This is a genomic window from Pseudomonas syringae pv. tagetis (genome assembly GCF_022557255.1).
GTDB lineage: Bacteria > Pseudomonadota > Gammaproteobacteria > Pseudomonadales > Pseudomonadaceae > Aquipseudomonas > Aquipseudomonas caricapapayae.
Window position 1 is genome coordinate 4,650,889 of the sequence record NZ_CP092923.1, and the last position, 23,546, is coordinate 4,674,434.

At 57.9% G+C, this 23,546-nt stretch carries 27 protein-coding genes and 1 pseudogene; 15 read left to right on the plus strand and 13 right to left on the minus strand.

The genetic code is table 11. The annotated features are described in order from the left end of the window. Nucleotides 1–26: 26 nt before the first annotated feature. Nucleotides 27–422 carry a tetratricopeptide repeat protein gene (locus MME58_RS20620; protein ID WP_054986172.1) on the minus strand — a complete coding sequence of 132 codons (396 nt, stop codon included), beginning with the start codon at nt 420–422 and terminating at the stop codon, nt 27–29. Nucleotides 423–598: 176 nt separating this feature from the next. On the opposite strand from MME58_RS20620, the gene pyk reads away from it, so the two are divergent. Continuing rightward, nucleotides 599–2,050 carry a pyruvate kinase gene (pyk, locus tag MME58_RS20625; protein WP_054986173.1) on the plus strand — a complete coding sequence of 484 codons (1,452 nt, stop codon included), beginning with the start codon at nt 599–601 and terminating at the stop codon, nt 2,048–2,050. 93 nt (nt 2,051–2,143) lie between these two features. Here pyk and MME58_RS20630 read toward each other — a convergent pair whose 3' ends face one another. Then, nucleotides 2,144–3,082, minus strand: coding sequence for an iron-sulfur-binding ferredoxin reductase (locus MME58_RS20630; RefSeq protein ID WP_055006933.1), 939 nt, complete (start codon nt 3,080–3,082; stop codon nt 2,144–2,146). Between the two features lie 179 nt (nt 3,083–3,261). On the opposite strand from MME58_RS20630, the gene MME58_RS20635 reads away from it, so the two are divergent. Then, a complete protein-coding gene (locus tag MME58_RS20635) occupies nt 3,262–4,785 on the plus strand; it encodes a fumarate hydratase (protein ID WP_054986175.1) in 1,524 nt (507 codons plus the stop codon). Between the two features lie 54 nt (nt 4,786–4,839). On the opposite strand, the gene MME58_RS20640 is transcribed toward MME58_RS20635, so the two are convergent. Beyond that, on the minus strand, nt 4,840–5,319 hold the full coding sequence (locus MME58_RS20640; protein ID WP_055006932.1) for a hypothetical protein: 480 nt from the start codon (nt 5,317–5,319) through the stop codon (nt 4,840–4,842). Between the two features lie 40 nt (nt 5,320–5,359). Here MME58_RS20640 and MME58_RS20645 point away from each other — a divergent pair, with 40 nt between their 5' ends. From MME58_RS20645 to MME58_RS20665, 5 genes are all read left to right on the plus strand, one after another. After that, nucleotides 5,360–6,106, plus strand: coding sequence for a hypothetical protein (locus MME58_RS20645; protein WP_233590988.1), 747 nt, complete (start codon nt 5,360–5,362; stop codon nt 6,104–6,106). A gap of 263 nt (nt 6,107–6,369) precedes the next feature. Continuing rightward, nucleotides 6,370–6,858 carry an Hcp family type VI secretion system effector gene (locus tag MME58_RS20650; protein WP_054986178.1) on the plus strand — a complete coding sequence of 163 codons (489 nt, stop codon included), beginning with the start codon at nt 6,370–6,372 and terminating at the stop codon, nt 6,856–6,858. A 49-nt stretch (nt 6,859–6,907) separates the two neighbouring features. Then, nucleotides 6,908–7,408 (plus strand): type VI secretion system amidase effector protein Tae4, encoded by a 501-nt coding sequence (locus tag MME58_RS20655; protein WP_055006930.1) that lies wholly within the window; start codon nt 6,908–6,910, stop codon nt 7,406–7,408. Next, nucleotides 7,408–7,851 (plus strand): type VI secretion system amidase immunity protein Tai4, encoded by a 444-nt coding sequence (locus tag MME58_RS20660; protein ID WP_055006929.1) that lies wholly within the window; start codon nt 7,408–7,410, stop codon nt 7,849–7,851. Before MME58_RS20655 ends, MME58_RS20660 begins: the two co-directional genes overlap by 1 nt. 18 nt (nt 7,852–7,869) lie before the next feature. After that, a complete protein-coding gene (locus MME58_RS20665) occupies nt 7,870–8,310 on the plus strand; it encodes a type VI secretion system amidase immunity protein Tai4 (RefSeq protein ID WP_055006928.1) in 441 nt (146 codons plus the stop codon). 77 nt (nt 8,311–8,387) lie between these two features. Here the strand turns inward: MME58_RS20665 and MME58_RS20670 are convergent. Then, nucleotides 8,388–8,712 (minus strand): annotated as a pseudogene (locus MME58_RS20670) (hypothetical protein). 433 nt (nt 8,713–9,145) lie between these two features. Between MME58_RS20670 and MME58_RS20675 the strand changes: the two are divergent. Then, on the plus strand, nt 9,146–9,379 hold the full coding sequence (locus tag MME58_RS20675; RefSeq protein WP_054986182.1) for a DUF6124 family protein: 234 nt from the start codon (nt 9,146–9,148) through the stop codon (nt 9,377–9,379). A 41-nt stretch (nt 9,380–9,420) separates the two neighbouring features. On the opposite strand, the gene MME58_RS20680 is transcribed toward MME58_RS20675, so the two are convergent. From MME58_RS20680 to MME58_RS20695, 4 genes are all read right to left on the minus strand, one after another. Then, nucleotides 9,421–10,578, minus strand: a complete 1,158-nt coding sequence (locus MME58_RS20680; RefSeq protein WP_054986183.1) for a phospholipase D-like domain-containing protein — start codon at nt 10,576–10,578, stop codon at nt 9,421–9,423. Nucleotide 10,579: 1 nt separating this feature from the next. Then, on the minus strand, nt 10,580–11,161 hold the full coding sequence (locus tag MME58_RS20685; RefSeq protein WP_054986184.1) for a YceI family protein: 582 nt from the start codon (nt 11,159–11,161) through the stop codon (nt 10,580–10,582). Nucleotides 11,162–11,242: 81 nt separating this feature from the next. Continuing rightward, the gene (locus MME58_RS20690) at nt 11,243–11,581 is read right to left on the minus strand and encodes a hypothetical protein (RefSeq protein WP_054986185.1); all 339 of its coding nucleotides are present in this window, start codon (nt 11,579–11,581) and stop codon (nt 11,243–11,245) included. Next, nucleotides 11,578–12,684 (minus strand): serine hydrolase domain-containing protein, encoded by a 1,107-nt coding sequence (locus MME58_RS20695; protein WP_055006927.1) that lies wholly within the window; start codon nt 12,682–12,684, stop codon nt 11,578–11,580. The genes MME58_RS20690 and MME58_RS20695 overlap by 4 nt, the downstream gene beginning before the upstream one ends. A gap of 334 nt (nt 12,685–13,018) precedes the next feature. Here MME58_RS20695 and olsB point away from each other — a divergent pair, with 334 nt between their 5' ends. Further along, nucleotides 13,019–13,768 carry an L-ornithine N(alpha)-acyltransferase gene (gene olsB, locus MME58_RS20700; RefSeq protein ID WP_054986187.1) on the plus strand — a complete coding sequence of 250 codons (750 nt, stop codon included), beginning with the start codon at nt 13,019–13,021 and terminating at the stop codon, nt 13,766–13,768. After that, the gene (locus MME58_RS20705; protein ID WP_054986188.1) at nt 13,768–14,604 is read left to right on the plus strand and encodes a lysophospholipid acyltransferase family protein; all 837 of its coding nucleotides are present in this window, start codon (nt 13,768–13,770) and stop codon (nt 14,602–14,604) included. Before olsB ends, MME58_RS20705 begins: the two co-directional genes overlap by 1 nt. Here the strand turns inward: MME58_RS20705 and MME58_RS20710 are convergent. Further along, nucleotides 14,562–15,161, minus strand: coding sequence for an acyl carrier protein phosphodiesterase (locus MME58_RS20710; RefSeq protein ID WP_054986189.1), 600 nt, complete (start codon nt 15,159–15,161; stop codon nt 14,562–14,564). The two genes, MME58_RS20705 and MME58_RS20710, sit on opposite strands and share 43 nt — an antisense overlap. A gap of 164 nt (nt 15,162–15,325) precedes the next feature. On the opposite strand from MME58_RS20710, the gene MME58_RS20715 reads away from it, so the two are divergent. From MME58_RS20715 to MME58_RS20725, 3 genes are read left to right on the plus strand one after another with little or no spacing between them, the layout of a single operon-like run. After that, nucleotides 15,326–15,640, plus strand: coding sequence for an ArsR/SmtB family transcription factor (locus MME58_RS20715; RefSeq protein WP_054986190.1), 315 nt, complete (start codon nt 15,326–15,328; stop codon nt 15,638–15,640). Nucleotides 15,641–15,669: 29 nt separating this feature from the next. After that, entirely contained in the window at nt 15,670–16,836 is a 1,167-nt protein-coding gene (locus MME58_RS20720; RefSeq protein WP_054986191.1) for an MFS transporter, read from the plus strand. Between the two features lie 21 nt (nt 16,837–16,857). After that, nucleotides 16,858–17,907: an alkene reductase gene (locus tag MME58_RS20725; protein WP_054986192.1), complete on the plus strand. Its 1,050-nt coding sequence runs from the start codon at nt 16,858–16,860 to the stop codon at nt 17,905–17,907. A gap of 70 nt (nt 17,908–17,977) precedes the next feature. Here the strand turns inward: MME58_RS20725 and MME58_RS20730 are convergent, their stop codons facing one another. From MME58_RS20730 to MME58_RS20745, 4 genes are all read right to left on the minus strand, one after another. After that, nucleotides 17,978–18,781, minus strand: a complete 804-nt coding sequence (locus MME58_RS20730; protein WP_055006926.1) for a hypothetical protein — start codon at nt 18,779–18,781, stop codon at nt 17,978–17,980. A gap of 140 nt (nt 18,782–18,921) precedes the next feature. Continuing rightward, nucleotides 18,922–19,773, minus strand: coding sequence for a hypothetical protein (locus MME58_RS20735; protein ID WP_055006925.1), 852 nt, complete (start codon nt 19,771–19,773; stop codon nt 18,922–18,924). Between the two features lie 84 nt (nt 19,774–19,857). Further along, nucleotides 19,858–20,850, minus strand: a complete 993-nt coding sequence (locus tag MME58_RS20740; protein ID WP_054986195.1) for an NAD-dependent epimerase/dehydratase family protein — start codon at nt 20,848–20,850, stop codon at nt 19,858–19,860. A 74-nt stretch (nt 20,851–20,924) separates the two neighbouring features. Beyond that, on the minus strand, nt 20,925–21,824 hold the full coding sequence (locus MME58_RS20745; RefSeq protein WP_055006924.1) for a LysR family transcriptional regulator ArgP: 900 nt from the start codon (nt 21,822–21,824) through the stop codon (nt 20,925–20,927). A gap of 94 nt (nt 21,825–21,918) precedes the next feature. On the opposite strand from MME58_RS20745, the gene MME58_RS20750 reads away from it, so the two are divergent. Continuing rightward, nucleotides 21,919–22,521: a LysE/ArgO family amino acid transporter gene (locus MME58_RS20750; protein ID WP_054986197.1), complete on the plus strand. Its 603-nt coding sequence runs from the start codon at nt 21,919–21,921 to the stop codon at nt 22,519–22,521. 192 nt (nt 22,522–22,713) lie between these two features. Next, on the plus strand, nt 22,714–23,298 hold the full coding sequence (locus MME58_RS20755; protein WP_055006923.1) for a superoxide dismutase: 585 nt from the start codon (nt 22,714–22,716) through the stop codon (nt 23,296–23,298). Nucleotides 23,299–23,546: the final 248 nt, after the last annotated feature.

Genomic DNA, 23,546 nt, shown 5'->3' on the forward strand with positions numbered 1-23,546 from the left:
AACATCTGCCACTCATACGGGGGTAACTATTTTGATACGGGAGCGTTTCGAACAGGTACAGGTATCGGCCTGGCAGGCTGGGCCTTGGGGTAAAGGCCGGTTTGTGCAAGCGTATCGAGTCTGGCTCGTGCGCGGAACGCGTATTCGCTTTCCGGGTACTGAGTCATCAGGAACTGATAAGTCTGCGCAGCATCGACGTAGAGTTTTTGCCGCTCGAGGCACTGGCCGCGCAGCATCGACACTTCGGGCTGAACATAACGGCGTGAACGGCTTTGACGCTCGACCTTGGACAGGTCCAGCATGACCCGATCACAATCGCCTTCCTGATAGGCACGGTAGGCGTGATCGAGGTTGGAATTCATTGCCCAGCGGGTGCAACCGCTGAGCGCAGTCAGTAATACAACAATCGTTACAATACGCATGGGACTCTCCTGTTCTCTGCCCTGTATCGGCCTCACAGCCTGTTTCTTCAAGTAAATCGCACACCGACCGTCAGCCGATTGCCCTCCCCGGCGGCAGCGCGGTAGTGCAAAGGAACAATGACTAAAGACCCAGACAGGAGTAGCCTCTCGCTGCGCTTCAATTAAGGAGTTTGTGCATGACCGTTCGCCGCACCAAAATCGTCGCCACACTTGGCCCTGCCAGCAACTCGCCGGAAGTCATCGAACAACTGATCCTTTCGGGTCTGGACGTTGCTCGTCTGAACTTCTCTCACGGGACTCCGGATGAGCACAAGGCACGCGCCAGGCTGATCCGCGAAATCGCCGCCAGACACGGGCGCTTCGTCGCGCTGCTGGGCGATCTGCAGGGTCCCAAGATCCGTATCGCAAAGTTCACCGACAAGCGAATCGAGCTGAAGGTCGGTGACAGGTTCACCTTCTCCACCGCTCACCCGCTGACCAGTGGCAACCAGCAAATCGTGGGTATCGACTACCCGGATCTGGTCAAGGATTGCGGCGTAGGCGACGAGCTGCTGCTCGACGACGGTCGCGTGGTCATGCGCGTCGACACCCAGACGGCTGACGAACTGCACTGCACCGTGCTGATCGGCGGCCCGCTGTCCGATCACAAAGGCATCAACCGTCGTGGTGGTGGCCTGACGGCACCGGCGCTGACCGAAAAAGACAAGCAGGACATCAAGCTCGCCGCCGAAATGGACCTGGATTACCTGGCCGTCTCCTTTCCGCGCGATGCCGCCGACATGGAATACGCCCGCCAGCTGCGCGATGAATCCGGCGGTACGGCCTGGCTGGTCGCCAAGATCGAACGTGCCGAAGCCGTTGCCAACGACGAAGTGCTCGATGAACTGATCCGCGCCAGTGACGCCGTCATGGTTGCTCGTGGTGATCTGGGCGTTGAAATCGGTGATGCCGAGCTGGTTGGCGTACAGAAACGCATCATTCTGCATGCTCGTCGCCACAACAAGGCGGTGATCGTTGCCACGCAGATGATGGAGTCGATGATCTCAAGCCCGATGCCGACGCGTGCCGAGGTGTCCGACGTGGCCAACGCCGTGCTCGACTACACCGACGCCGTGATGCTTTCGGCGGAAAGTGCTGCAGGCTCTTACCCGATCGAGGCGGTTCAGGCCATGGCCCGTATCTGCATCGGTGCCGAGAAGCACCCGACCGGCAAGACCTCAAGCCACCGTATCGGTCACTCGTTCACCCGTTGTGATGAAAGCATTGCGCTGGCCGCCATGTACACTGCCAACCACTTCCCTGGCGTGAAGGCGATCATTGCACTGACCGAAAGCGGCTATACCCCGCTGATCATGTCGCGCATTCGCTCTTCGGTGCCAATCTACGCGTTCTCCCCGCACCGTGGCACTCAAGCACGCGCGGCGATGTTCCGTGGTGTCTACACCGTGCCGTTCGATCCGGCAGCCCTGCCGCCCGGTCAGGTCAGCCAGGCCGCAGTCGACGAGCTGCTCAAGCGTGGTCTGGTCGAGCAAGGTGACTGGGTCATCCTGACCAAGGGCGACAGCTATCACACCATCGGTGGCACCAACGGCATGAAGATTCTGCACGTCGGCGACCCGTTGGTCTGATCGCAGCATACTGCAAGCCAAGGCCCCGTCTCGCAAGAGCCGGGGCCTTTTGCATGGTGTCATGCCTGACGAATGTTGTGACTGTCGCGCCTGTTATTCCCGCGCCACAAACACATCCGCCAGCAACTGATTACGCGGCAGCCCTGCCAGATAGAGGCGCTTGGCAAACGTCTCCACGCTGTCGGCACTGCCACACACCAGCGCCATCGCATGCCGCGACAACAGGCGCAGCTCAGCCAGGGTAGTCTGCAGCATCTGCGGAGTGACCAACTGGACATGCAACTGGGGATAGCGTTCGGCCAGAGCGTGCAGTTCATCGGCCAGATAATGCCCCTGGCTGTCATGGGCCAGATGAATCAGGCGGAGGGTGCCTTGATGTTCCTGTCGCAATGCCTCGCGCAGTACGCCCCACAACGGACCGAGCCCGGTGCCCGCCGCCAGCAGGAGCAAGGGTCTTTCCTGCCAGTCGGGGTCATAACGAAGAGCCCCGCCACGCAGTTCGCCAAGCCTCATTGCGTCGCCGGCCTGCAACTGTCGGACGACATCTCGGAATGATCCTGACCCGGCGCAATCGATGTGAAATTCCAGAAAAGGGTCCTCGCCAGGCAGGCTCGCCAGCGAGTATGGCCGGGCCACACCGCTGTCAGTCCACAGCACCTGATGCTGCCCGGCGCTATAGCGCAGTGGGCGTGCGGGCTCCAGACGCAAGCGCAGTACCGTCGGGCAGACCCAGTCGCAGCCAACTACCGTCGCGGGCAGGCCATCACGCTGCGGGTCAAAGACCTCGACCGTCAGGTCCGCGACCACTCGACACTGGCAGGCAAGCCGCCAACCCTGCTGACGCTTTTCAGCAGGCAAGGCATCGGGCAGCGCATCTTCAGGCTGCCCTTTTACGCAGCGCACCAGGCACGCATGACAGCTGCCGGCACGACAACTGTAAGGGACCGGCACACCGGCATGGTTCAGGGCGTCGAGCAGATTACTGGCCGATGCCACCGACCAGCTACGCTCACCAACATGCAATTGAGGCATTCAGGCAGCCTGCGCAGAAAATAACGGCGATTGTACAGACTGGCCTGTCGGGCGGGTTATACTGCCGCGCCTTTTTGCGCCCGCTACGGCTAACCTGACAGCTCTGGTTCAAGCCGCAGTTCCAGACTGCCGCCGATAGCGTAATTGAATGTTCCCGTCCTTACAGAGGAGCGCGCCGCATGACCGTGATCAAGCAAGACGACCTGATTCAGAGCGTTGCAGACGCACTGCAGTTCATTTCCTATTACCACCCCGTGGATTTCATCCAGGCCATGCACGAGGCGTATCTGCGTGAAGAGTCGCCTGCCGCTCGCGACTCCATTGCCCAGATCCTGATCAACTCGCGTATGTGCGCGACCGGCCATCGTCCAATCTGCCAAGACACCGGCATCGTCACCGTTTTCGTGCGCGTGGGTATGGATGTTCGCTGGGACGGCGCCACCATGGGCCTGGACGACATGATCAACGAAGGCGTACGCCGCGCTTACAACCTGCCTGAAAACGTGCTGCGTGCCTCGATCCTTGCCGATCCGGCAGGCGCTCGTAAAAACACCAAGGACAACACCCCGGCCGTTATCCACTACTCCATCGTTCCGGGTAATACCGTGGAAGTGGACGTTGCGGCAAAAGGCGGCGGTTCGGAAAACAAATCGAAGATGGCGATGCTCAACCCGTCCGACTCGATCGTCGACTGGGTGCTGAAAACCGTACCGACCATGGGCGCAGGCTGGTGCCCGCCGGGCATGCTCGGCATCGGCATCGGCGGCACTGCGGAAAAGGCAGCGGTCATGGCCAAGGAAGTGCTGATGGAGTCCATCGACATTCATGAGCTGAAAGCCCGCGGCCCGCAGAATCGCATCGAAGAGATGCGTCTTGAGCTGTTCGAGAAGGTCAACCAGCTGGGCATCGGCGCTCAGGGCCTGGGCGGTCTGACCACCGTGCTCGACGTCAAGATAATGGATTACCCGACCCACGCGGCTTCGCTGCCGGTGTGCATGATTCCCAACTGCGCAGCTACCCGTCACGCCCACTTCGTGCTCGACGGCTCCGGCCCTGCGTCGCTGGAAGCACCCTCACTGGACGCCTACCCGGAAATCGTCTGGGAAGCCGGCCCATCGGCCCGCCGCGTCAACCTCGACACCCTGACCCCGGAAGAAGTGCAAAGCTGGAAGCCGGGCGAAACCGTTCTGCTCAACGGCAAGATGCTCACCGGTCGCGACGCTGCGCACAAGCGCATGGTCGAAATGCTCAACAAGGGCGAAACCCTGCCGGTCGACCTCAAGGGTCGCTTCATCTACTACGTCGGCCCGGTCGACCCGGTACGCGAAGAAGTCGTCGGCCCGGCTGGCCCGACCACGGCCACGCGGATGGATAAATTCACCCGCCAGATCCTCGACCAGACCGGCCTGCTGGGCATGATCGGCAAATCCGAACGCGGCCCGACTGCCATCGACGCGATCCGGGACCACAAAGCCGTGTACCTGATGGCTGTTGGCGGCGCTGCCTATCTTGTGGCCCAGGCGATCAAGAAATCCCGAGTCGTGGCCTTTGCCGAACTGGGCATGGAAGCGATCTACGAGTTCGAGGTCAAGGACATGCCGGTGACCGTTGCCGTAGACAGCACGGGTGACTCGGTGCACATCACCGGCCCGCAGATCTGGCAGAAGAAGATCAGCGACAGTCTGGCGGTGGAAGTGCAGTAACGCTCGGCAGGAACATAAAAACCCGTCTCATGGAGGCGGGTTTTTCAGTTATGTTCAACGCCATGTCTGCGCAGCGCCGCTTTTTATATGCCGATGCAGCGGCATCTTTCTGGCCATTTGGTCGGCAAACGTGAACGGCTGTCCTTGAAAGACGACGCCTCTCAGACGAGTAAAAAGATCACCGTATACTGCGTCCGAAGCGCGCAGTGCATCTGTAAACAAGCCGGGACCTACTATCTTCGATAACGTTCGAATTCTTACTGCCGGGTCAGGATTCCAGAGCAGGTTAAGACCTATACCGTTCACACCCGTCGGATCCGGATAATTTCCGCTTTCAACGGCTTCATCATACCGTTTCGCGCCTTCACTCATCATATTATGTAGAACGCTTGTACCTGAATGGGCGGCGAAGGAGCTGTTATTGACCATAAAACTTTCAACAGAACTCTGGAGCTCCCAAGGGACATGAACAGGGTACAGCGTCAGAACTTCATCAGGCTCGGCAAACAGTGGCTGATCTCCCAGCGGCGTCATTCCACCAGTCTCCGCCAATTTCGTATCGGACAACCCCGTTATGTCAATTGACAAGGATGGGAGAGTAGGCGAGCTAATTACCGCAGCCTACGTATCGAACGAACCAGCCCTTCCTTCATACTTTGAAAATGCATGCTTATCCGAAGCCTCTGACGATCAAATGACTGCGGACGCCAGACCCGGAGCGCTATGGAATGACCCTCCAAGGCTCTTGGGAACTGGCTACCGATACGCACCCACGTGGCACTACAATGCCAACCTGCAACAACGCATAAACTGGGCGAATGAGCGCTCATGGATGAGCCATGCCATCGTTACTACACTATTCAATCACGATCATGACCCTGTCAAAAAGCCCTATGAAATAACATCCAGACACTGGAATAATGTTGATGAATTCACGAACACTTACACACCCGAAAAGTGGATGATTCAATCCAACTTTAAAGCCAGCAAATCGAATGATTACCATGCAAGCGACGTTATTCGATATCAATATGAGAACGTATCGAAAACACTTGGATTCTTTGGAGTATTACCTGCTGTTATAGAAAACCAATACGTCATAAACAAAAAAACACTCGACGTTACCTCCGGAGCAGAGTTTGGCATTGCCCATCTGTTAGACATCTACGTCAATGAGACACCGATCGATAAAGGGACAAGCATTTTACTAGCCGAGTTTCAAATGGAGGCAAGTTGGGTGCATCGCCAAGTAGATCCTGTACTGGATCCGATCAGCCATTTTACGCTAGGAGTGAAACCCATCAATCATTTTAAACGGTAGACTCACGTCACCGCCCCGACATTAAGAACACTCAGTACTTGTAACCGCAACTCAAAGCACGTTCACTCTCTGTTATAAGTAGCCGCCAGAAAATGCAATTCGACAGGAAAACTCTGTACGACCATTCTGACGAAAAGTTAAGAAATTTCAGTCAATATCAAAGGCATGCCGACCCCACGCTCGATAAAAATAAAGATTACGCTACTGAAACATATAGATACCTGTATGCAGCGCAAGACCAAACGAACGTGGAGATTTGAAAAATGGCATTTGATGCGTATATCAAGATCGAAGGTATTCCAGGCGAAGCGCTGGACGATCGTTATAAGGACTGTATCGAGATCACCGGGTATGGTTTCGGCATGCACCAGAGTACCTCCGCCACGGCGAGTTCTTCCGGTGGCGCCTCTTCGGGTCGGACGTCACTGAGCGATTTCACGTTCACCAAATCCCTGGACAAGTCGAGTTGCAAGCTCATGGAAACCTTGTGCGCGGGCAGGCACCTGAAGGAAGTCGTGTTGTCATTGCATCGTGCAGGCGGAGACAAGGTCAAATACTTTGAAGTGCTGCTGGAGGAAGTCATCATTTCCAACTACACCCAGAATGCCAATGAGGGCATCCCCAGCGAGACCATAAGCCTCAACTACGGAAAAATAAAAACCACCTACACCCAGCAGAAAAGATCTGACGGTGCCGGTGGAGGGAATGTCTCCGGTGGCTGGAACCGTATCAACAACAAGGTCTATTCCTGACGTCTTGAACGCTCACGTATAAACGTCACGACATGATCAAGGAAGGACTATGGCACGGCCATTTTTTACTGCCGCCTGGGCGGCGTCGCAACATATTTATGATCCGGTAGCGCCGGAAAAACGAGTGGCAGAGGTGATTGGAGGGTTTGTGGCGCAGAATATAAATAATCCTGATGCATTGGCAAGATGGAAAAATACCTGCGCTGTAAGAATGAGCTACATCATAAATTACTCAGGAGAAAAAATCCCAAAAATACCAGATCAGACAGTATCCGGCGAAGATCGAAATCAATATTTTTTCCGCATTACTGACCTCAAAAATTTCCTGATGAGAAACTGGGGCAAACCAGAGACAGTCAAATACCCGCCCTCTGATAGCGGACCATTGGCCAACAAAAAAGGCATCATCGTATTTGAAATATCAGGCTGGTCGGACGCTCGAGGACATGCGACATTGTTTGACGGAAGCATCTGCTATGACCATTGCTATTTCAACGAGCCTGGCGTCAACTATCGGACAGATCAAGCAAATTTCTGGAGCCTTACGTAATGCGGTCGTTGCGTGCAGCAATTCTGGTTTTCTTTACGCTCGATACGCCGGGTATTTTTGCATCTGTCACGCCAACGTCACCAGAGGGAATATATCGAACTCATGCACAAAACTATAAAGACCTGGCTCTTGCCATCTGCATCGCCAGCGCTTATCAATATAATGAAAACGTTGGAATCGATGCTGGCAGCAGCATAACCGCCCTGCGCGACTGGGCCAATTATGACTGGGAAAAAAGTCCCGAAAAGCTTAGAGAACTCGTGAACGAATACCTTGTTAGAGACTATAAAAACCCACTGGTTGAGTCTGAGATAAGAGGCGTAAAATTCGACTTACTCAAGTGCCTTGATCTCTACCACAGCAAAGAGCTAAATGCACTGACAAAAAAGGTAGTAATCAACCCTACGCATACCGACATACAAGACTACAAAAAAACCAAGTAATACAAGGAGCTAAGTGCCATGAGGTTATTCCTTGCAGCCACGAAAACACTTCTCGTGTTAGCAGCATCCAACAGCTTCGCCTACACCCCCACCTCATCGCCAGAAGGAATGTACAGAACCTTTGAAAAAAACTACAAGGACATGGCGCTCGCCACCTGTATAACCACCGCCTATAAATATGACATAAACGTCGGAATTGACGCGGGCAGCAGTGTCAGTGCGATGCGTGACTGGACCTACTATGACATGGAAAAGAGCCCCCTTACCGTCAAGGCGCTGGTTGAAAAATACCTCGCCCGAGACTACACAAACCCTTTGGCCGAATCCCAGATAAAGGGTATAAAATTCGACCTGCTGAAATGCCTGGACATGTACCACAGCAAGGAACTCGACACGTTGACGAAGAGGGTCGTGACCCACCCGAATCAGACCTACATGCAGAACATCAAAAAGCCTTAAACAGTCCTTTCATACAACAAGCCTGTCCAGCGAACGCTGCACAGGCTATTTTCGTTACAAGCACTCTACTCCACCCATTACCTATAGGGCGCAGACGCATCATGCTGATTCAATATGATCCGATAGCGTTTTAACGTCTCGCCTACGTTAATGTACTGCTGGCTGAAATACCGATAAACAGCGCCAGTCACTTCCACGCCCACACCGTTGGGTGTGTCGGCAATCTTCACGTTACTCAGAGCGCTGTCCGTCAGCAGAATCTGCGCCCGATGAGCTATCCAGGTAGTCGAACAGCGTGAGTTTCAAAACCACTGGCGAGAACAGCAGCCAAAAGAAGAATTTGTAATTGAACTTTAGATTGAGACTTTCCGGCTGCTGCCCCTGACTCCCTGTGTTATTCATTTCCCGCCCTTTACGCTGAACACGTCTTTATGGCGTAGCAAAGCGTGCACTCATCTTTTCGATCAGGTAGCTAAAACAGACTCAGAAAACCCTTTTTGATAATTCTTGTAGGAATTAACAGCAGGAAGCCTCACTTCCATTTGAAGGAAATTTCCGAGAAAATCCCGGCCTCTTGCGCTTGGCTACCCAGGTCTCTAGCCTTCATCGATCGCTGCCCAATCAGCGATCAGGTTTGGTAGACCTGCTTTTGCTGGCGCAATGTGCCACCTCCGCGAGGCGATCTTTTTCGTCCCGTTTTCATGGTGGCCGTGCGCATGGCATCTTCGGATGCACCGGGTGCCAGCAGCCGGTCTACCAACTTGCACACGGCCGCCACCTTATCGTTTGGTAGCGATTAGTGACGGCTCCCACATACTCTGCTGGAGTTGCAAACATGCCCCATAAAATCGTTCCCGACCCGCCCACCGCCCTGTTCACCGTCAACGCATCCGTCAGCCAGGAAGAAGCGCTCAACTACGCTTCGGATCTGCTGCGCTGCATCATTACGACGGCCTATGAGTCCGGCGACAGCACTCAGGGCACCAGCCGTGATCTGGCGTTTTCAGTGCTGCACATGGCCGAGATGGCCAAGGCCATGATTGACCGTTCGCTGGAATGCGTCGTTTGACGAGATGACAACCCGGGGCCGCGCTCGGCCCCGTGTAACCCTCAATTACGCTGATCCAGCAAGTTCACCACCAGCCGGTCGATCCAGCCCCACACGCGCTGTTTGACCCGTCGCCACAGCGGTCTGGCCTTCCAGTCTGCCAGTGTGGTTTCGGCGCTCAGGGCGAAGTCTTTTTCAAAGCTGGCAACCACGTCTCCAGTCAGGCCTGGGTCGTGGGCTTCAAGGTTGGCTTCCAGGTTGAAGCGCAGGTTCCAGTGATCGAAGTTGCACGAGCCGATGCTCACCCAGTCGTCGATCAGGACCATTTTCAAATGCAGAAAGCAGGGCTGGTATTCGAACACCTTGACCCCGGCCCGCAGCAGGCGCGGATAGTAGCGGTGGCCGGCATAGCGCACGGACGGGTGATCGGTGCGCGGCCCGGTCAGTAGCAAACGCACATCGACGCCCCGCGCCGCCGCCCTGCGCAAGGCGCGGCGAACTTTCCAGGTGGGCAGAAAGTACGGGGTCGCCAGCCAGATGCGCGTTTGCCCGGTGTTCAGCGTGCGCACCAGCGATTGCAGAATGTCACGATGCTGTCGGGAGTCGGCATACGCCACACGGCCAAGGCCTTCACCGGCTACCGGGGCGGTGGGCAGATGATCCAGACCGAAGTTTTCTTTCGGACGCCAGGCGAAGCGCCGGGCATTGGCGTGGAACTGCCGATTGAACAGCGCTTGCCAGTCGATCACCAGCGGTCCGGTGATTTCTACCATCACTTCGTGCCACTGGCTGACGTCCTTGTCCGGCTCCCAGAATTCATCGGTCACACCTGTACCGCCAACCACCGCAAGTGCCTTGTCCACCACCAGCAGTTTGCGATGGTCGCGGTAGAAATTGCGCACGCCGCGTCGCCAGTGAATCGGGTTATAGAAACGCAGGATTACACCGGCATCGGTCAGTTGCTTGCGCAGCCCGGCATCGAAGGCTTTCGAGCCGAAGTCGTCGAACAGGCAGCGCACGATCACACCACGCCTGCCCGCCTCGACCAGCGCCCGCACGATGGCATCGGCGCAGGCCCCGGCTTCGACCAGGTACAGCTCCAGATCGACCTGCTGCTCGGCGCGATCAATGGCGGCGATCATGCGCGGGAAGAACGCCGGGCCGTCGATCAGCAATTGAAAGCGGTTGTTTTCACGCCACGGAAAAATCGCACCGTTCATATCAGCGCGCCGTGAAGATCAGAACAGCCCCGACCGGAACTGACAAGCTGATCGCCGACAACCCTGCAGCGCCGCGCAAACCGTTGAAGTCAGGGACCATGTCGAAGTCCTGAGCATGAAGCACCAGCGGCTCCAGCGTCACCACCTGAAAGCGGCGCTCGTCGAGACGCGTGGCCAGCAGTTCGGCGTTATAGCTGTGGGTCTTGCCGCGCAGGCTGACGGTCAAGGGTAAACGCAGCTCCAGTTGCGCACCCGGTGCCAGGGCGTTAATCGGCCGCATGTCGAGCTGGGCATTGATTTGCGCAGCGGGGAACTTGCGCACTTGAAACACTTGCTCGCGAAGGCGCTCGTCACGCAGGGGGATGCCAGTGCTGATGGAGTCCGTTTCGACTTGCACTTCAGCCAGCCCTTTGGCGTCAACCTTGCCGTGCAGCACAAGGAAACGATGCACCTCGGCAATATCGGTATTTTTGGTCGAGGTGAAGGAGAGTCGCGAAGACTCGTTATCCAGATACCAGTTCGCATGGGCGGGTAACGCCACTGCGGCCAGCATGACCAGCAGCAGGCGATTCATAGTGAGCATGCAGACTCCAGACGAGCAATTGAGGGCCACCTTATCCGCCTGTCTGACCTCTGGCAAACTGCGACGTTCGGCAGCGATCCATCAAGGCTCGGATGGCAACAGGCGACAGCCCTGTCGCTCACCCTGCCACGAGGCGGTGCTGGTTCGTCCAAAGCCGTTGGCAATGACCCGTTTCTGGCTGCTGTCGTCGATCAGGGTACTGGGCACGTACTGTTTGACGTAGCCCAGGCAATACGCCTCGGGGTTGTTCATGACGTACCGGCACGAGCAGTATTCCTTGGCGGTGTAGGCACTGATGATGGTGGGGAACGCCTGCAGGTTCACACCGTACTGCCAGGCGAGTAGCGCAAGTGCGGCAAGAATCAGCAACAACAGGCTGCTGAACGGGCGGCGCAGGATGAACATTCGACGATTGCTCATTGCCCGCCCTCCTTGCCCAGTGCTGCCTGCACGCGCTTGAGCATCTGATTGTGGTCGTAAGTGCCGTCGCGGTCATCGGCGTAGCGCACGATCACCAGCTTTTGCGAGGGGATCACATACAGTGCCTGCCCCCAATGCCCCAGCGCGGCAAAAGTATCAGGCGGAGCGTCTGGCCACGGCCCTCTGCCGCCATCGGCCGTACGGTTGAGCCACCACTGACCGCCGGGGACTTCAGCACGGGCATCCACGTGCTCGCCCGCAAACGGCGTCAACACGAAGTTCATCCATTCGTTGCCGAGCAGTTGCCGATCCTGCCATTGCCCGCCACGCTGCATCAACAAGCCGACACGCGCCAGGTCGCGAGCGGTCATATAGGCATAGGACGACCCTACAAACGTACCCACGCCATCGGTTTCCCAGACGGCGCTGCGGATGCCGAGCGGGTCGAACAGCGCAGTCCAGGGGTAGCCCGGATAGGCCTGGGCCCCGACCATGGTTTTCAGGGCGGCGGCCAGCACGGTGCTGTCGCCGCTTGAGTATCGGTAAGCCTTGCCGGGGGAGCTGGCGACTGGATGATCAGCGGTGAAACGCGCCATGTCGTCACGTCCTCGGGTGTAGAGCATGGCGACTACAGAAGAGTTGAGCGGTGCGTATTCGTAGTCTTCCTGCCAGTCCAGACCCGAGGCCCAGTGCATCAGGTCTTTGATGGCGACATCGGCATGCGCCTTGAACGGCGCATAGAACTTCGCTACCGGATCGTTCAGCTGAAAACGCCCCTCTGTAAACGCCACACCCAGCACCGTCGCCATGATGCTTTTGCTGATCGACCAGGTCAGGTGCGGGGTTTGCGCGGTGGTGACACCGGCATAGCGCTCGTAGACGACTTCCCCGTCACGAACGACCAGCAACGCATCGGTGCGTATGCCCTTGCGCGTGGCGTCGTCGCGAGACGGGAAGGCGTAAGCCTCGAGCTCTTCGATTGCCGCAGACCGCGGCACAGACCGAGAAAGCCATTGCTCTGTCGGCCATGTTTGAGCAACGACGCCCTGGGCACTGCAGCCCAGGATCAGAACCAGACACAGACGGACAAATCTACGCGGCATGACAGGGCCTCTAAAGAGTAATCCGCACACCGTATCAGCGTTTCATGACAGTCAGCCATTACCTCGGGGCCGGACGCAGAGCCTCCAGAACGGCATGCCCGGGCAAAGTATCAGCCCTGTTTTTCGGGCTCTTCGCGGCGTGTGCATCACCATGAGTGCGGAGCATCGCAACGATAGTGATCCGTCTGTGACGGCTGCAAGGTCGCCCGTCACACAACCATCACCAAAGCTTCACAGGCATGACACGCCATCTCCCTAGCCTGCAAGTACGGCAAAGCGCCTGGAAAAATCAGTCAACCAGCCCACTCTGCATGGCTGGCTCATGGAGATTCGTATGACCCAGATCGCCCGTGACAACGCTTCTGAACGTCGTCTTCAGGCCGAGCGCCTGATTGGAACGCGCGCCTTGCAGGAAGCACAGGCATTGCGTTTCAGTGTATTCAGCGAAGAGTTCAACGCTCGCCTGAACGGTGCTGAACAAGGCCTGGATATCGATGACTACGATGTTCACTGCTCGCACATCGGTGTGCGTGACATGAACACCGGGCGTCTGGTTGCCACTACCCGGCTGCTCGACCATCAGGCTGCCAGTACGCTGGGGCGCTTCTACAGTGAAGAAGAGTTCAGCCTGCACGGGCTGGTTCATCTGCAGGGCCCTATTCTTGAGCTGGGGCGTACATGCGTCGATCCAGCCTACCGCAACGGCGGCACCATCGCGGTGTTGTGGAGCGAGCTGGCCGAGGTGCTCAACGAAGGCGGCTACAGCTACCTGATGGGCTGTGCGAGCATTCCGATGCAGGACGGCGGCATTCAGGCACACGCGATCATGCAACGTCTGCGCGAGCGCTACCTGTGCAACGAGCACTTGCGCGCCGAGCCGAAGAACCCGCTGCCGACACTGGACATCCCGAGCAATGTGATCTGCGAGATGCCGCCGCTGCTCAAGGCCTACATGCGTCTGGGTGCCAAGATCTGCGGCGAGCCGTGCTGGGATGAAGACTTTCAGGTAGCCGACGTGTTCATCCTGCTCAAGCGCGACGATCTGTGCCCTCGTTACGCTCGCCACTTCAAGGCGGCTGTGTGATGAGCCGGGCACGCGGCTATGCCCGCGTAGTCCGGGTGCTGCTGGTGGTGGCGCTCGGATTGACCATTGCCGGTGCGTTCGCGGTTCTGGAACGCACCAGAATCGGTGGCTCTATGGAACGCAGACAGCGCTGGAGCCGTTGGTTCATGGCACGCCTGACCAACGCCCTGCCCTTTCGCGTGACCGTGACTGGCCAACTGCCAACCCAGCCGATGCTGTGGGTCAGTAACCATGTATCGTGGACCGATATCGCATTGCTTGGCATGCTGGCACCGCTGTCATTTCTGTCCAAGGCCGAAGTACGGACCTGGCCGGTGGCGGGCTGGCTGGCGTTGAAGGCCGGAACGCTGTTCATTCGTCGTGGATCGGGCGACAGCCGTTTGATCCAGAAACAGATGTGCAATCACCTGCAACAAGGCAACGCACTGCTGATTTTCCCCGAAGGCACCACCACCGATGGCAGAAGCCTGCGCACCTTCCACGGCCGTCTGTTGTCCAGTGCCATTGAAGCCGGTGTACCGATCCAGCCGGTAGCCATCGGCTACTCGCGTGACGGCAAGCCGGACCCGATTGCCCCGTTCATTGGCGACGATGACTTGCTGTCCCATTTGCGCCGACTGTTCGCCAACGAGCAGAGCGATGTGCATATTCACCTGCTGACGCCTATCCCGACGGCAGATCAGGAACGCGCCGCACTGGCCTTCAAAGCCCAGCAGGCCGTTCAGGCCGCACTGTTCGGCGAGCCGGCAGTCGATGAGCCAGTGATCAGTAAGCCGGTGCCCGGCGAGCTTGCTCAGCCAGGCGAGGTGGCGTCGCGTTCGTCCAGAGCAGCCTGAGCAAAATCCTCCAGTTGCGGATAGAACTCGGCAAAATCCGCGCTCAGGGGCTGGTACAACGCCTGCAGTTCCTGCATGCCGCCTGCCAGCCCTTCGGGTCGTGACAAGCGCCGGGAGATGCCGTTCAGCACCTGTTCCAGCACCTCAAAGTCTCGATACGAACCCAGCCAGTCCTGCGCCGCCATGCGCGGCGCGATCAGTGCCAGCCGCTCGGGCAATTGCGGCTCGGCGGCCAGCGTGCCATAGACTTTGCGGGTGAATGCGTCCAGCGGCAGGTCAGCGTAGTGATGCCAGTCACGCGCCAGACAGTGATCAAAAAAAACGTCAAGCATGATGCCCGCATAGCGCCTGCGCTGAGGCGGAAATCGGGCAATGGAGGCTTTGATCAGCGGGTGGCTGTCAGTGAACGCGTCGATGCTGCGATGCAGACGAATAGCCGCCTCGAGCTCCGCGGGAAAACGTCCCGACAGCGGACCTTTGACGAAGTCGCCATACAGGCTGCCAAGCAATTGAGCGGGGCGATGCCCGCCGAGATGGAGATGTGCCAAGTAGTTCATGGCGACAAGCCTACGCCGCTTTCAAGCCCCGGGTCCACATATCGATATAACCCGATATAGCGATTTGGTCAGTCCTAAGCACCAAATCATATTTGTATATCGCGAAATACAGATATAAGGTTCGCTCTATCGCGATATATCGCTACACCGCCTCTGAGTACGCCATGCCTATCGACCTCGACGACATAATAAAAGCCCTGGCCCATCCGGTCCGCCGAGAAATCCTGACCTGGTTGAAGGACCCCCGCGCGAGCTTTCCCGCTCAGGAATACTCAATCGAACACGGCGTGTGCGCCGGACAGATCGATCAGCGCGCCGGGCTGTCCCAATCCACTGTCTCGGCTCATCTGGCGACCTTGCAACGCGCCGGGCTGATCAGCAGCAAGAAGGTCGGCCAGTGGCATTTCTTCAGACGCAACGAAGAAGTCATACGGGCATTCGTGCAGGCGCTGGTTGAAGAGCTGAACAACCCGACCTGACTTTTCCAACGTTTACCAGGAGCTGCCCCGTGCCTCTTTCGCTACTTATTCTGGCCCTGAGCGCCTTCGCCATCGGCACCACCGAATTCGTCATCATGGGCCTGCTGCCCGATGTGGCGGCTGACCTCGGCGTATCGATCCCCGGTGCCGGCTGGCTGGTAACCGGCTATGCGCTGGGTGTCGCCGTCGGTGCGCCCTTCATGGCCATGGCCACGGCAAAACTGCCACGCAAGGCCGCGCTGGTCACGCTGATGGGGATTTTCATCATCGGCAACCTGCTTTGTGCGCTGGCCAGCGACTACAACGTATTGATGTTTGCCCGCGTGATCACTGCGCTGTGTCACGGTGCGTTCTTCGGTATCGGATCGGTTGTTGCTGCAGGGCTGGTGCCTGCCAACCGCCGTGCGTCGGCCGTGGCGCTGATGTTTACCGGCCTGACGCTGGCCAACGTGCTGGGCGTGCCTCTGGGCACCGCGCTGGGACAATACGCCGGCTGGCGCTCGACCTTCTGGGCTGTAACGGTCATCGGCGTGATTGCATTGATCGGTCTGATCCGCTTTTTGCCGACCAACCGCAATGAAGAGAAGCTCGACATGCGTGCCGAACTGGCTGCGCTCAAAGGTGCCGGTATCTGGCTGTCGTTGACCATGACCGCACTGTTTTCAGCCTCCATGTTCACGCTGTTCACCTACATTGCTCCGCTGCTCGGTGAAGTCACCGGTGTATCGCCCAAGGGCGTGACCTGGACGCTGCTGTTGATCGGCCTGGGCCTGACCGCCGGTAACGTGATTGGCGGCAAGATGGCTGACCGCCGCTTGTCCTCGACGCTGATTGGCGTGTTCATCTCAATGGCGGTGATCTCTACCGCGCTCAGCTGGACCAGCACCGCGCTGATCCCGACAGAAATCACTCTGTTCCTCTGGGCGGTCGCGGCCTTTGCCGCTGTCCCGGCCTTACAGATCAACGTAGTGACCTTCGGTAAAGCCGCACCCAATCTGGTTTCAACCCTGAACATCGGCGCATTCAACGTCGGCAACGCGCTCGGTGCCTGGGTCGGTGGCAGCGTCATCGCCCACGGCCTGGGCCTGACCAGCGTACCGCTGGCTGCCGCCATGCTGGCAGTGCTTGCACTGCTGATCACGCTGATTACTTTTCGTCAGAACGGCAACCCCGACCTGGCACCTGCTACGCATTGATCCATTACGAGGATTCGACACATGACGACTATCTTTGACCCGATTACCCTTGGCGATCTGCAACTGCCCAACCGCATCATCATGGCACCGCTGACCCGTTGCCGTGCCGATGAAGGCCGTGTGCCGAATGCAATGATGTCCGAGTATTACGTGCAGCGCGCCTCGGCAGGGCTGATTCTCACCGAGGCGACCTCCGTGACGCCCATGGGCGTGGGTTATCCCGACACGCCGGGTATTTGGTCCAATGATCAGGTGCGTGGCTGGAGCAACATTACCAAGGCGGTGCACAACGCCGGTGGCCGCATCGTGCTGCAGTTGTGGCACGTTGGCCGCATTTCCCACCCGTCCTACCTGAACGGCGAAACCCCGGTGGCCCCGAGTGCCATCGCAGCTGAAGGCCACGTCAGCCTGATGCGCCCGATCACCCCGCTGCCGACCCCGCGTGCCTTGGAACTGGCGGAAATCGCTGACATCGTCGACGCTTATCGGGCAGGTGCAGAAAACGCCAAGGCTGCAGGCTTTGACGGCGTGGAAGTGCACGGTGCCAATGGCTATCTGCTTGAGCAGTTCCTGTTGACCGGCACCAACCAGCGCACCGATGAATATGGCGGTTCGGTAGAAAACCGTGCCCGTCTGCTGCTCGAAGTGACGGATGCGGTCATTGAGGTATGGGGCGCTGGTCGCGTAGGCGTACACCTGTCACCCCGCGCCGACATGCATGACATGAAGGATGAAAACCGCGCTGAAACTTATGGTTACGTCGCCAAAGAGCTTGGCAAGCGCGGCATCGCGTTCATCTGCGCCCGCGAGCACGATGCCGAAGACAGTCTCGGCCCGCAATTGAAGAAGGATTTCGGCGGCGTCTACATCGCCAATGAGAAATTCACCAAGGACACTGCAAATGCCTGGCTGGCGCAAGGCAAGGCCGACGCTATCGCGTTCGGCGTGCCTTACATTGCCAACCCGGACCTGCCTGAGCGCCTGGCCAGCGATGCGCCACTGAATGAAGCGCATCCCGAGACGTTTTACGGCAAAGGGCCAGTCGGTTATATCGACTACCCTCGTTTGTAACACAGCGTTGTAATAAAAAACCCTGACTCGCAAGAGCCAGGGTTTTTTATTGACCGTACATTAATGACCGCTACAGCGTAGCGTCTGGCCTGACGGTACCTAGCGCATTACCTTCAGCATCGGTAATCGTACCGTCCGCCATTTTCCAGCGTCCGTCCGGGTAGTTGACCGAACCATCGGCAAAGACCCAGGTGCCGTCCTTATGCTGAATCTCGCCACCCGGATGCTCTATCGAGCCATCGGCATGCACAGTTGTGCCGTCAAGATGCTGCACGGCACCGTCAGGATGGACAACGGATTGGCTATCTGCAGACTCGACGCTGCCATTCGGATAGCTGACCGTGCCGTCCGGGTTGAACACACTGTTGAGCGGCTGAACCAGTTGCAGGACGCCCGTTGCGGTATTGACGATTGCCAGCAGCTTGTCCAGACGTGAAGGCGCTGCCGGGTTCGGCGGCACGGTCTGTGGCACCGGCTGAACGGTGGATGGCTTGACCACAGGTTTGACGGGCGGTTTGACCGGGTCTGTTGCCTTGACCGGAGGCCTGACCGGTGGTTTTTGAGGGGGCTTCACCGGCTCAGCCACCTTCACCGGAGGCTTTATGGGAGGCTTCGCCGGTACGCCCTCCCTGACAGGAGGTCTCACCGGCGGCTTGACCCTTACCGGCGGCCTGGACGGGCGTGGCGATACCAGATTGTCCGGATGCATGGGGGCATCATCCCAAGCGAGTGACTCTGACCAGGATTGCTCTTCAGCATCAAGTTCTGCCGGCTCGGTAGAAACATTCTTGGGCTGGTTCTCTTCACCGGCGATGCGATCTGTTTCGGTTGATGGGTGCAGCGTGTCGGGGCTCATGTCGTTGATTCCATTCATTATTGAAACTCCATTTGTTTAACAGCCAGACAAGCGTAAACCCTCCCTTAATTGGCAAGCACATATCTATTTATGAGTGTACAAAATGATGCCGGGTTATTGCCTGCCGCGACCCGATCGCGGCAGACAGGCCCTCAGCGTCAACGGCGTGCGTTGAGCTGTTGCGACAGATTCTGAATCTGGCTGGTCAGGGTATTTATATTGCGCGTGACCTGAGCGCGAAATGCATCGAACTCGGCAGTATTGGCTTCTGCCGAGGGTGCCGGACGGTTCTCCTGCTCGCTTTTCAGAACCATCAGGTCCTGCTCCAGACGCTCGACGGCGGCAGACGGGTTGCCCTGCTTTTTCAGGGTGGCGACATCAGCCGCCACGCTTTTGATTTGCGCATCCAGCTTGCCTTGATCAGCCTGTGCAGTTTTCAGGTCGGGCAGCGCGGCCTTCAACGTGGTCAGTTCCGCGACGACACTTTTGAGCTGCTCCTGCAACTGCGCGTTTTCACTCTGCTGCTGAGCGGTTTGCGCGGCCATCTGTTCCAGACGCTTGTCGAGACTGCCCTGCTGGCCTTCAACGCCCTCACGCTGTTTGTCCTGATCCTCCAGCTGCGCTTCCAGCAACTTGATACGCTGCTTGAGCGCCTCTCCATCACTGGAGAGCGCTTCGGTCGCGACGACCTTGCCGGAAATATCCTGCAGGCGCCCCGCCGCTTCTTCGCTGATGCGGGCAAAGCTCTCCTGAGTCGCAACCAACTGCTGCTCCATCAGGGAAACCTGCTGAAAGCTCCACCAGCCAAGACCGCAAAAAGCAATGAACAGCGCACCGACCAATGCCCACAACGGCCCTGTGCTCGGTGCCTTGACCTTGAGCACGGGCGGGGTGCGCGAATAAACCGTAGTGCGCTCGCGTGCGCCATTGCCCGGCGCGAAGTCGTCATCATCGTCCTTGGCGCTCAGGCTGGGAACGTCATCGACGTCGTCGTATGGATCGTTGCGCATGAATAACCCTTCAGGAAGCTGTTAAACCAAAGTCGGGCAGTATAACAACAGCGCTCAACTAATCTCACTGTGCCACCACCGCATTCAGAGTGCGTGCTGTGCCTGCCACCAGCCACAGAATTCATCCAGCGCCGTCCACAGGCTGACCTGAGGCTGATAATCCAGATAATGCCTGGCGCGGCTGATATCAAGCGTAAAGTCCCTGTTCATGACCTGCATGCCGATTCTCGACAGGGTAGGTTCAGGTCGTCCCGGCCACAGCATGCAGGCGCCTTCATTGATCGCCGCAGCGCTATAGGCCAGACCGTACGAACGATAACGGGTGACTTGAGGCAAGTGCATCTGCCGCATCACATAATTGATCGCGTCCCACAGCGGAACCGGCGTCCCGTTACTGATGTTGTAGGCCTTGCCCAGTGCCGAGCCGGTCGCCAGCAAGCTGCTGAGCAGGGCTTCGTTGAGATTGTGCATGCTGGTGAAATCCACCACATTCAACCCGTTGCCGACAATCGAGAGACGCTTTTTGCGCTGCATGTGCAGCAAACGCGGAAAAATGCTGTTGTCGCCCGCGCCGGTGACGAAGCGCGGCCGCAAGGCGATCACCTCCAGACCGAACTCCTCGGCACCGAAGACCTTCTGCTCGGCCAGGTATTTGGTGGCCGCGTAGTGGTTATGAAAGCGCTTGGGCACCTGCTCCTCTTTGAGGCCACGGTGCGATTTGCCATCAAAATAAATGGACGGCGATGAGAGATGGACAAGCCTTCGCACTCGCTGCTTCAGGCAGCCTTCGACAATGTTTTCCGTAAGCTGCACGTTGCCCTGCATAAAGTCCTGGCGGCGTCCCCACACACCCACTGAACCCGCACAATGCACCACGGCTTCCACGTCATCGCACAGCGCGCGCACCAGATAAGGATCGGCGAGGTCGCCCTGGATGAACTCTGCGCCACGCCGGACCAGGTGCTCGACACCTTCGGCACGGCGGCCATTGATCCGCACGCTCATGCCCTGCTCAAGGGCAAAACGCGCAAAGCGCCCGCCGATGAAGCCGCTCGCGCCGGTGACCAGAATCTTCATTTACCGCTCCATTAACGCATCTGCAGGAGGGCGAAAACCCTGCCTGTCTAAATTACACATGATCGTATTGACGATCATTCCTCGCTCAGCGGCACCAGCCAGTGGGCCGAATGTTGTGCGAGATGTTCGGTGAGGCGCGTCAAGAGCTGTCCGCCATTGCGCCAATGGTGCCAGTACAGCGGCACATCGATGCAGCGATCCGGCAGCAGCTCAAGCAGAACACCGCTGCGCAATTGGTCGCGCACTTGCAACTCGGGGGCCAGCCCCCAACCCATTCCGGCCTCGATCATACGTATGAAACCTTCGGACGACGGGCACAAATGATGCTCGAAGCCGTCCTCAACACCAAGCAGAGCCAGATAACGGTGCTGCAACAAGTCGTCCGGCCCGTATACGAGGGCTGCCGAACGGGCCAGTTTTTCAGGGCTGACGCCGTCTGGAAAATGCCGATCAATGAATGAAGGACTGGCCAGTGCGCGATAGCGCATGGCCCCCAGCAACTGACTGCGTGCCCCGGCCACAGGACGCTCGCTGCCACACAGACACGCCGCAACCTCGCCTGCGCGCATGCGCTTGAGGCCTACGTCCTGATCTTCGACAACCAGATCCAGCAGCAGACGGTGCTGCGTACAGAACGCCCCGATGGCCGGTGCCCACCAGGTCGCCAGACTGTCGGCATTCAAGGCGATTCGCAAACGCTCGGGCATCCCCTCTTCATCCAGCGCCGGGACCTGGCTTTGCAAGTCTCGCTCCAGCAACCGAACCTGCTGGACGTGATTGAGCAAGCGCCGCCCGATGTCTGTCGGGCTGGGTGGCGACGCCCGCACCAGCACTGGCAGGCCGATGCGCGCCTCCAGCAATTTGATGCGTTGCGAAACCGCCGATTGAGACAACCCGAGCACCTGGGCAGCACGTTCGAAGCCCGCCTGCTCGATCACTGCCGCCAATGCAGATAACAGTTTGTAGTCGAACATCAGTTTCCCTAATGAGCGATGAAGATTATTGGTTTTTCTTATAACGCTCAACGCATGAGAATCGCCATCTGAATCTGCTCGATGGAAACTCTTTATGTGGCAAAGCTACCTCAATGGCCTGCTGATCGCAGCGGGCCTGATCATGGCGATCGGTACTCAAAACGCCTTTGTACTCGCACAAGGCCTGCGCCGCGAACACCATGTCCCCGTCGCGTTACTGTGCATCGTCTGTGACGCCATCCTGGTTGCTGCAGGTGTGTTCGGCCTGGCCAACGTGCTGGCACAAAACCCGACATTGCTGGCGGTAGCGCGCTGGGGTGGCGTGCTATTCCTGAGCTGGTATGGGCTGCAGGCCTTGCGGCGTGCCTGCTCGCGGCAAAGCCTGGAACACAGCGCAGCAACTGCCAGAAAATCGCTGCGCACCGTGCTGCTCAGCGCACTGGCCGTTACCTTGCTCAACCCGCACGTTTACCTGGACACCGTGCTGCTGATTGGCTCGCTGGGAGCGCAACAGGCTGCGCCGGGCGCGTACGTCGCCGGTGCTGCGAGTGCTTCGCTGCTGTGGTTCTCAAGCCTGGCACTGGGTGCGGCGTGGCTCGCGCCCTGGCTGGCCCGCCCTGCGACATGGCGCATACTGGATGTGATGATCGCCATCATGATGTTCAGCGTGGCACTCCAGTTGATTCGTTCTGCCTGACGGGTTTCATGAACGCCGGAGCAAACGCGTTGGAACCTCTATCCCACACAGTTGTTGCGTGGTTAAGCCGCAGACCCGGTGCTATGATCCGGGGTCTGCGCCGCAAAAGAGTAAAACTCCCGGTGCATGCTGTATCTGGCCGCCCGTGATCGGCCGTGCGATTACCGCAATTGACCTGAAAGGAGATAAACCATGGCTTTTGAATTGCCGCCACTGCCCTACGCCAAAGACGCTCTGGTGCCGCACATTTCTGCGGAGACTCTGGAATATCACCACGACAAGCATCACAACACCTACGTCGTGAACCTGAACAACCTGGTGCCAGGCACCGAGTTCGAAGGCAAAACCCTGGAAGAGATCATCAAGACCTCCTCGGGCGGCATCTTCAACAACGCCGCTCAGGTCTGGAACCACACGTTCTACTGGAACTGCCTGGCCCCTAACGCTGGTGGCGAACCTACCGGCGCTCTGGCCGAAGCCATCAACGAGGCGTTCGGTTCCTTCGACAAGTTCAAGGAAGAGTTCAGCAAGACTTCCATCGGCACGTTCGGCTCCGGCTGGGGCTGGCTGGTGAAGAAAAAAACCGACGGTTCCCTGGCACTGGCCAGCACTATCGGTGCCGGCAACCCGCTGACCAGCGGCGACACGCCACTGCTGACCTGCGACGTCTGGGAACACGCTTACTACATCGACTACCGCAATCTGCGTCCAAAGTACGTAGAAGCGTTCTGGAACCTGGTGAACTGGGATTTCGTGGCCAAGCAATTCGCCGCCTGATTCCAGCATCAGCAAAAAACCCGGCCTTGCGCCGGGTTTTTTATGCGCCGGGCTTACACCGATAGTCTGTCCAGACACCTGTTTGGGTAACGACGTCAGACATCGACCTGCCAGTCAGACGAATCGCAAATGTTTTTTCGCCTGCCGCTGTTACTTTGTGTATTGTCAGAAAACGCTAGCTGACTCGCATCACGATGTAATTCTTTACAGTGTTCTGCTCAAGTTACCCATCTGGCCACCCGACACAC

What these genes read in the sequence shown, in the direction of transcription:
- MME58_RS20620 (WP_054986172.1), bottom strand. Translation starts at nt 422, where the DNA reads ATGCGTATTGTAACGATTGTTGTATTACTGACTGCGCTCAGCGGTTGC.
- pyk (WP_054986173.1), top strand. Translation starts at nt 599, where the DNA reads ATGACCGTTCGCCGCACCAAAATCGTCGCCACACTTGGCCCTGCCAGC.
- MME58_RS20630 (WP_055006933.1), bottom strand. Translation starts at nt 3,082, where the DNA reads ATGCCTCAATTGCATGTTGGTGAGCGTAGCTGGTCGGTGGCATCGGCC.
- MME58_RS20635 (WP_054986175.1), top strand. Translation starts at nt 3,262, where the DNA reads ATGACCGTGATCAAGCAAGACGACCTGATTCAGAGCGTTGCAGACGCA.
- MME58_RS20640 (WP_055006932.1), bottom strand. Translation starts at nt 5,319, where the DNA reads ATGACGCCGCTGGGAGATCAGCCACTGTTTGCCGAGCCTGATGAAGTT.
- MME58_RS20645 (WP_233590988.1), top strand. Translation starts at nt 5,360, where the DNA reads ATGTCAATTGACAAGGATGGGAGAGTAGGCGAGCTAATTACCGCAGCC.
- MME58_RS20650 (WP_054986178.1), top strand. Translation starts at nt 6,370, where the DNA reads ATGGCATTTGATGCGTATATCAAGATCGAAGGTATTCCAGGCGAAGCG.
- MME58_RS20655 (WP_055006930.1), top strand. Translation starts at nt 6,908, where the DNA reads ATGGCACGGCCATTTTTTACTGCCGCCTGGGCGGCGTCGCAACATATT.
- MME58_RS20660 (WP_055006929.1), top strand. Translation starts at nt 7,408, where the DNA reads ATGCGGTCGTTGCGTGCAGCAATTCTGGTTTTCTTTACGCTCGATACG.
- MME58_RS20665 (WP_055006928.1), top strand. Translation starts at nt 7,870, where the DNA reads ATGAGGTTATTCCTTGCAGCCACGAAAACACTTCTCGTGTTAGCAGCA.
- MME58_RS20675 (WP_054986182.1), top strand. Translation starts at nt 9,146, where the DNA reads ATGCCCCATAAAATCGTTCCCGACCCGCCCACCGCCCTGTTCACCGTC.
- MME58_RS20680 (WP_054986183.1), bottom strand. Translation starts at nt 10,578, where the DNA reads ATGAACGGTGCGATTTTTCCGTGGCGTGAAAACAACCGCTTTCAATTG.
- MME58_RS20685 (WP_054986184.1), bottom strand. Translation starts at nt 11,161, where the DNA reads ATGCTCACTATGAATCGCCTGCTGCTGGTCATGCTGGCCGCAGTGGCG.
- MME58_RS20690 (WP_054986185.1), bottom strand. Translation starts at nt 11,581, where the DNA reads ATGAGCAATCGTCGAATGTTCATCCTGCGCCGCCCGTTCAGCAGCCTG.
- MME58_RS20695 (WP_055006927.1), bottom strand. Translation starts at nt 12,684, where the DNA reads ATGCCGCGTAGATTTGTCCGTCTGTGTCTGGTTCTGATCCTGGGCTGC.
- olsB (WP_054986187.1), top strand. Translation starts at nt 13,019, where the DNA reads ATGACCCAGATCGCCCGTGACAACGCTTCTGAACGTCGTCTTCAGGCC.
- MME58_RS20705 (WP_054986188.1), top strand. Translation starts at nt 13,768, where the DNA reads ATGAGCCGGGCACGCGGCTATGCCCGCGTAGTCCGGGTGCTGCTGGTG.
- MME58_RS20710 (WP_054986189.1), bottom strand. Translation starts at nt 15,161, where the DNA reads ATGAACTACTTGGCACATCTCCATCTCGGCGGGCATCGCCCCGCTCAA.
- MME58_RS20715 (WP_054986190.1), top strand. Translation starts at nt 15,326, where the DNA reads ATGCCTATCGACCTCGACGACATAATAAAAGCCCTGGCCCATCCGGTC.
- MME58_RS20725 (WP_054986192.1), top strand. Translation starts at nt 16,858, where the DNA reads ATGACGACTATCTTTGACCCGATTACCCTTGGCGATCTGCAACTGCCC.
- MME58_RS20730 (WP_055006926.1), bottom strand. Translation starts at nt 18,781, where the DNA reads ATGAATGGAATCAACGACATGAGCCCCGACACGCTGCACCCATCAACC.
- MME58_RS20735 (WP_055006925.1), bottom strand. Translation starts at nt 19,773, where the DNA reads ATGCGCAACGATCCATACGACGACGTCGATGACGTTCCCAGCCTGAGC.
- MME58_RS20740 (WP_054986195.1), bottom strand. Translation starts at nt 20,850, where the DNA reads ATGAAGATTCTGGTCACCGGCGCGAGCGGCTTCATCGGCGGGCGCTTT.
- MME58_RS20745 (WP_055006924.1), bottom strand. Translation starts at nt 21,824, where the DNA reads ATGTTCGACTACAAACTGTTATCTGCATTGGCGGCAGTGATCGAGCAG.
- MME58_RS20750 (WP_054986197.1), top strand. Translation starts at nt 21,919, where the DNA reads ATGTGGCAAAGCTACCTCAATGGCCTGCTGATCGCAGCGGGCCTGATC.
- MME58_RS20755 (WP_055006923.1), top strand. Translation starts at nt 22,714, where the DNA reads ATGGCTTTTGAATTGCCGCCACTGCCCTACGCCAAAGACGCTCTGGTG.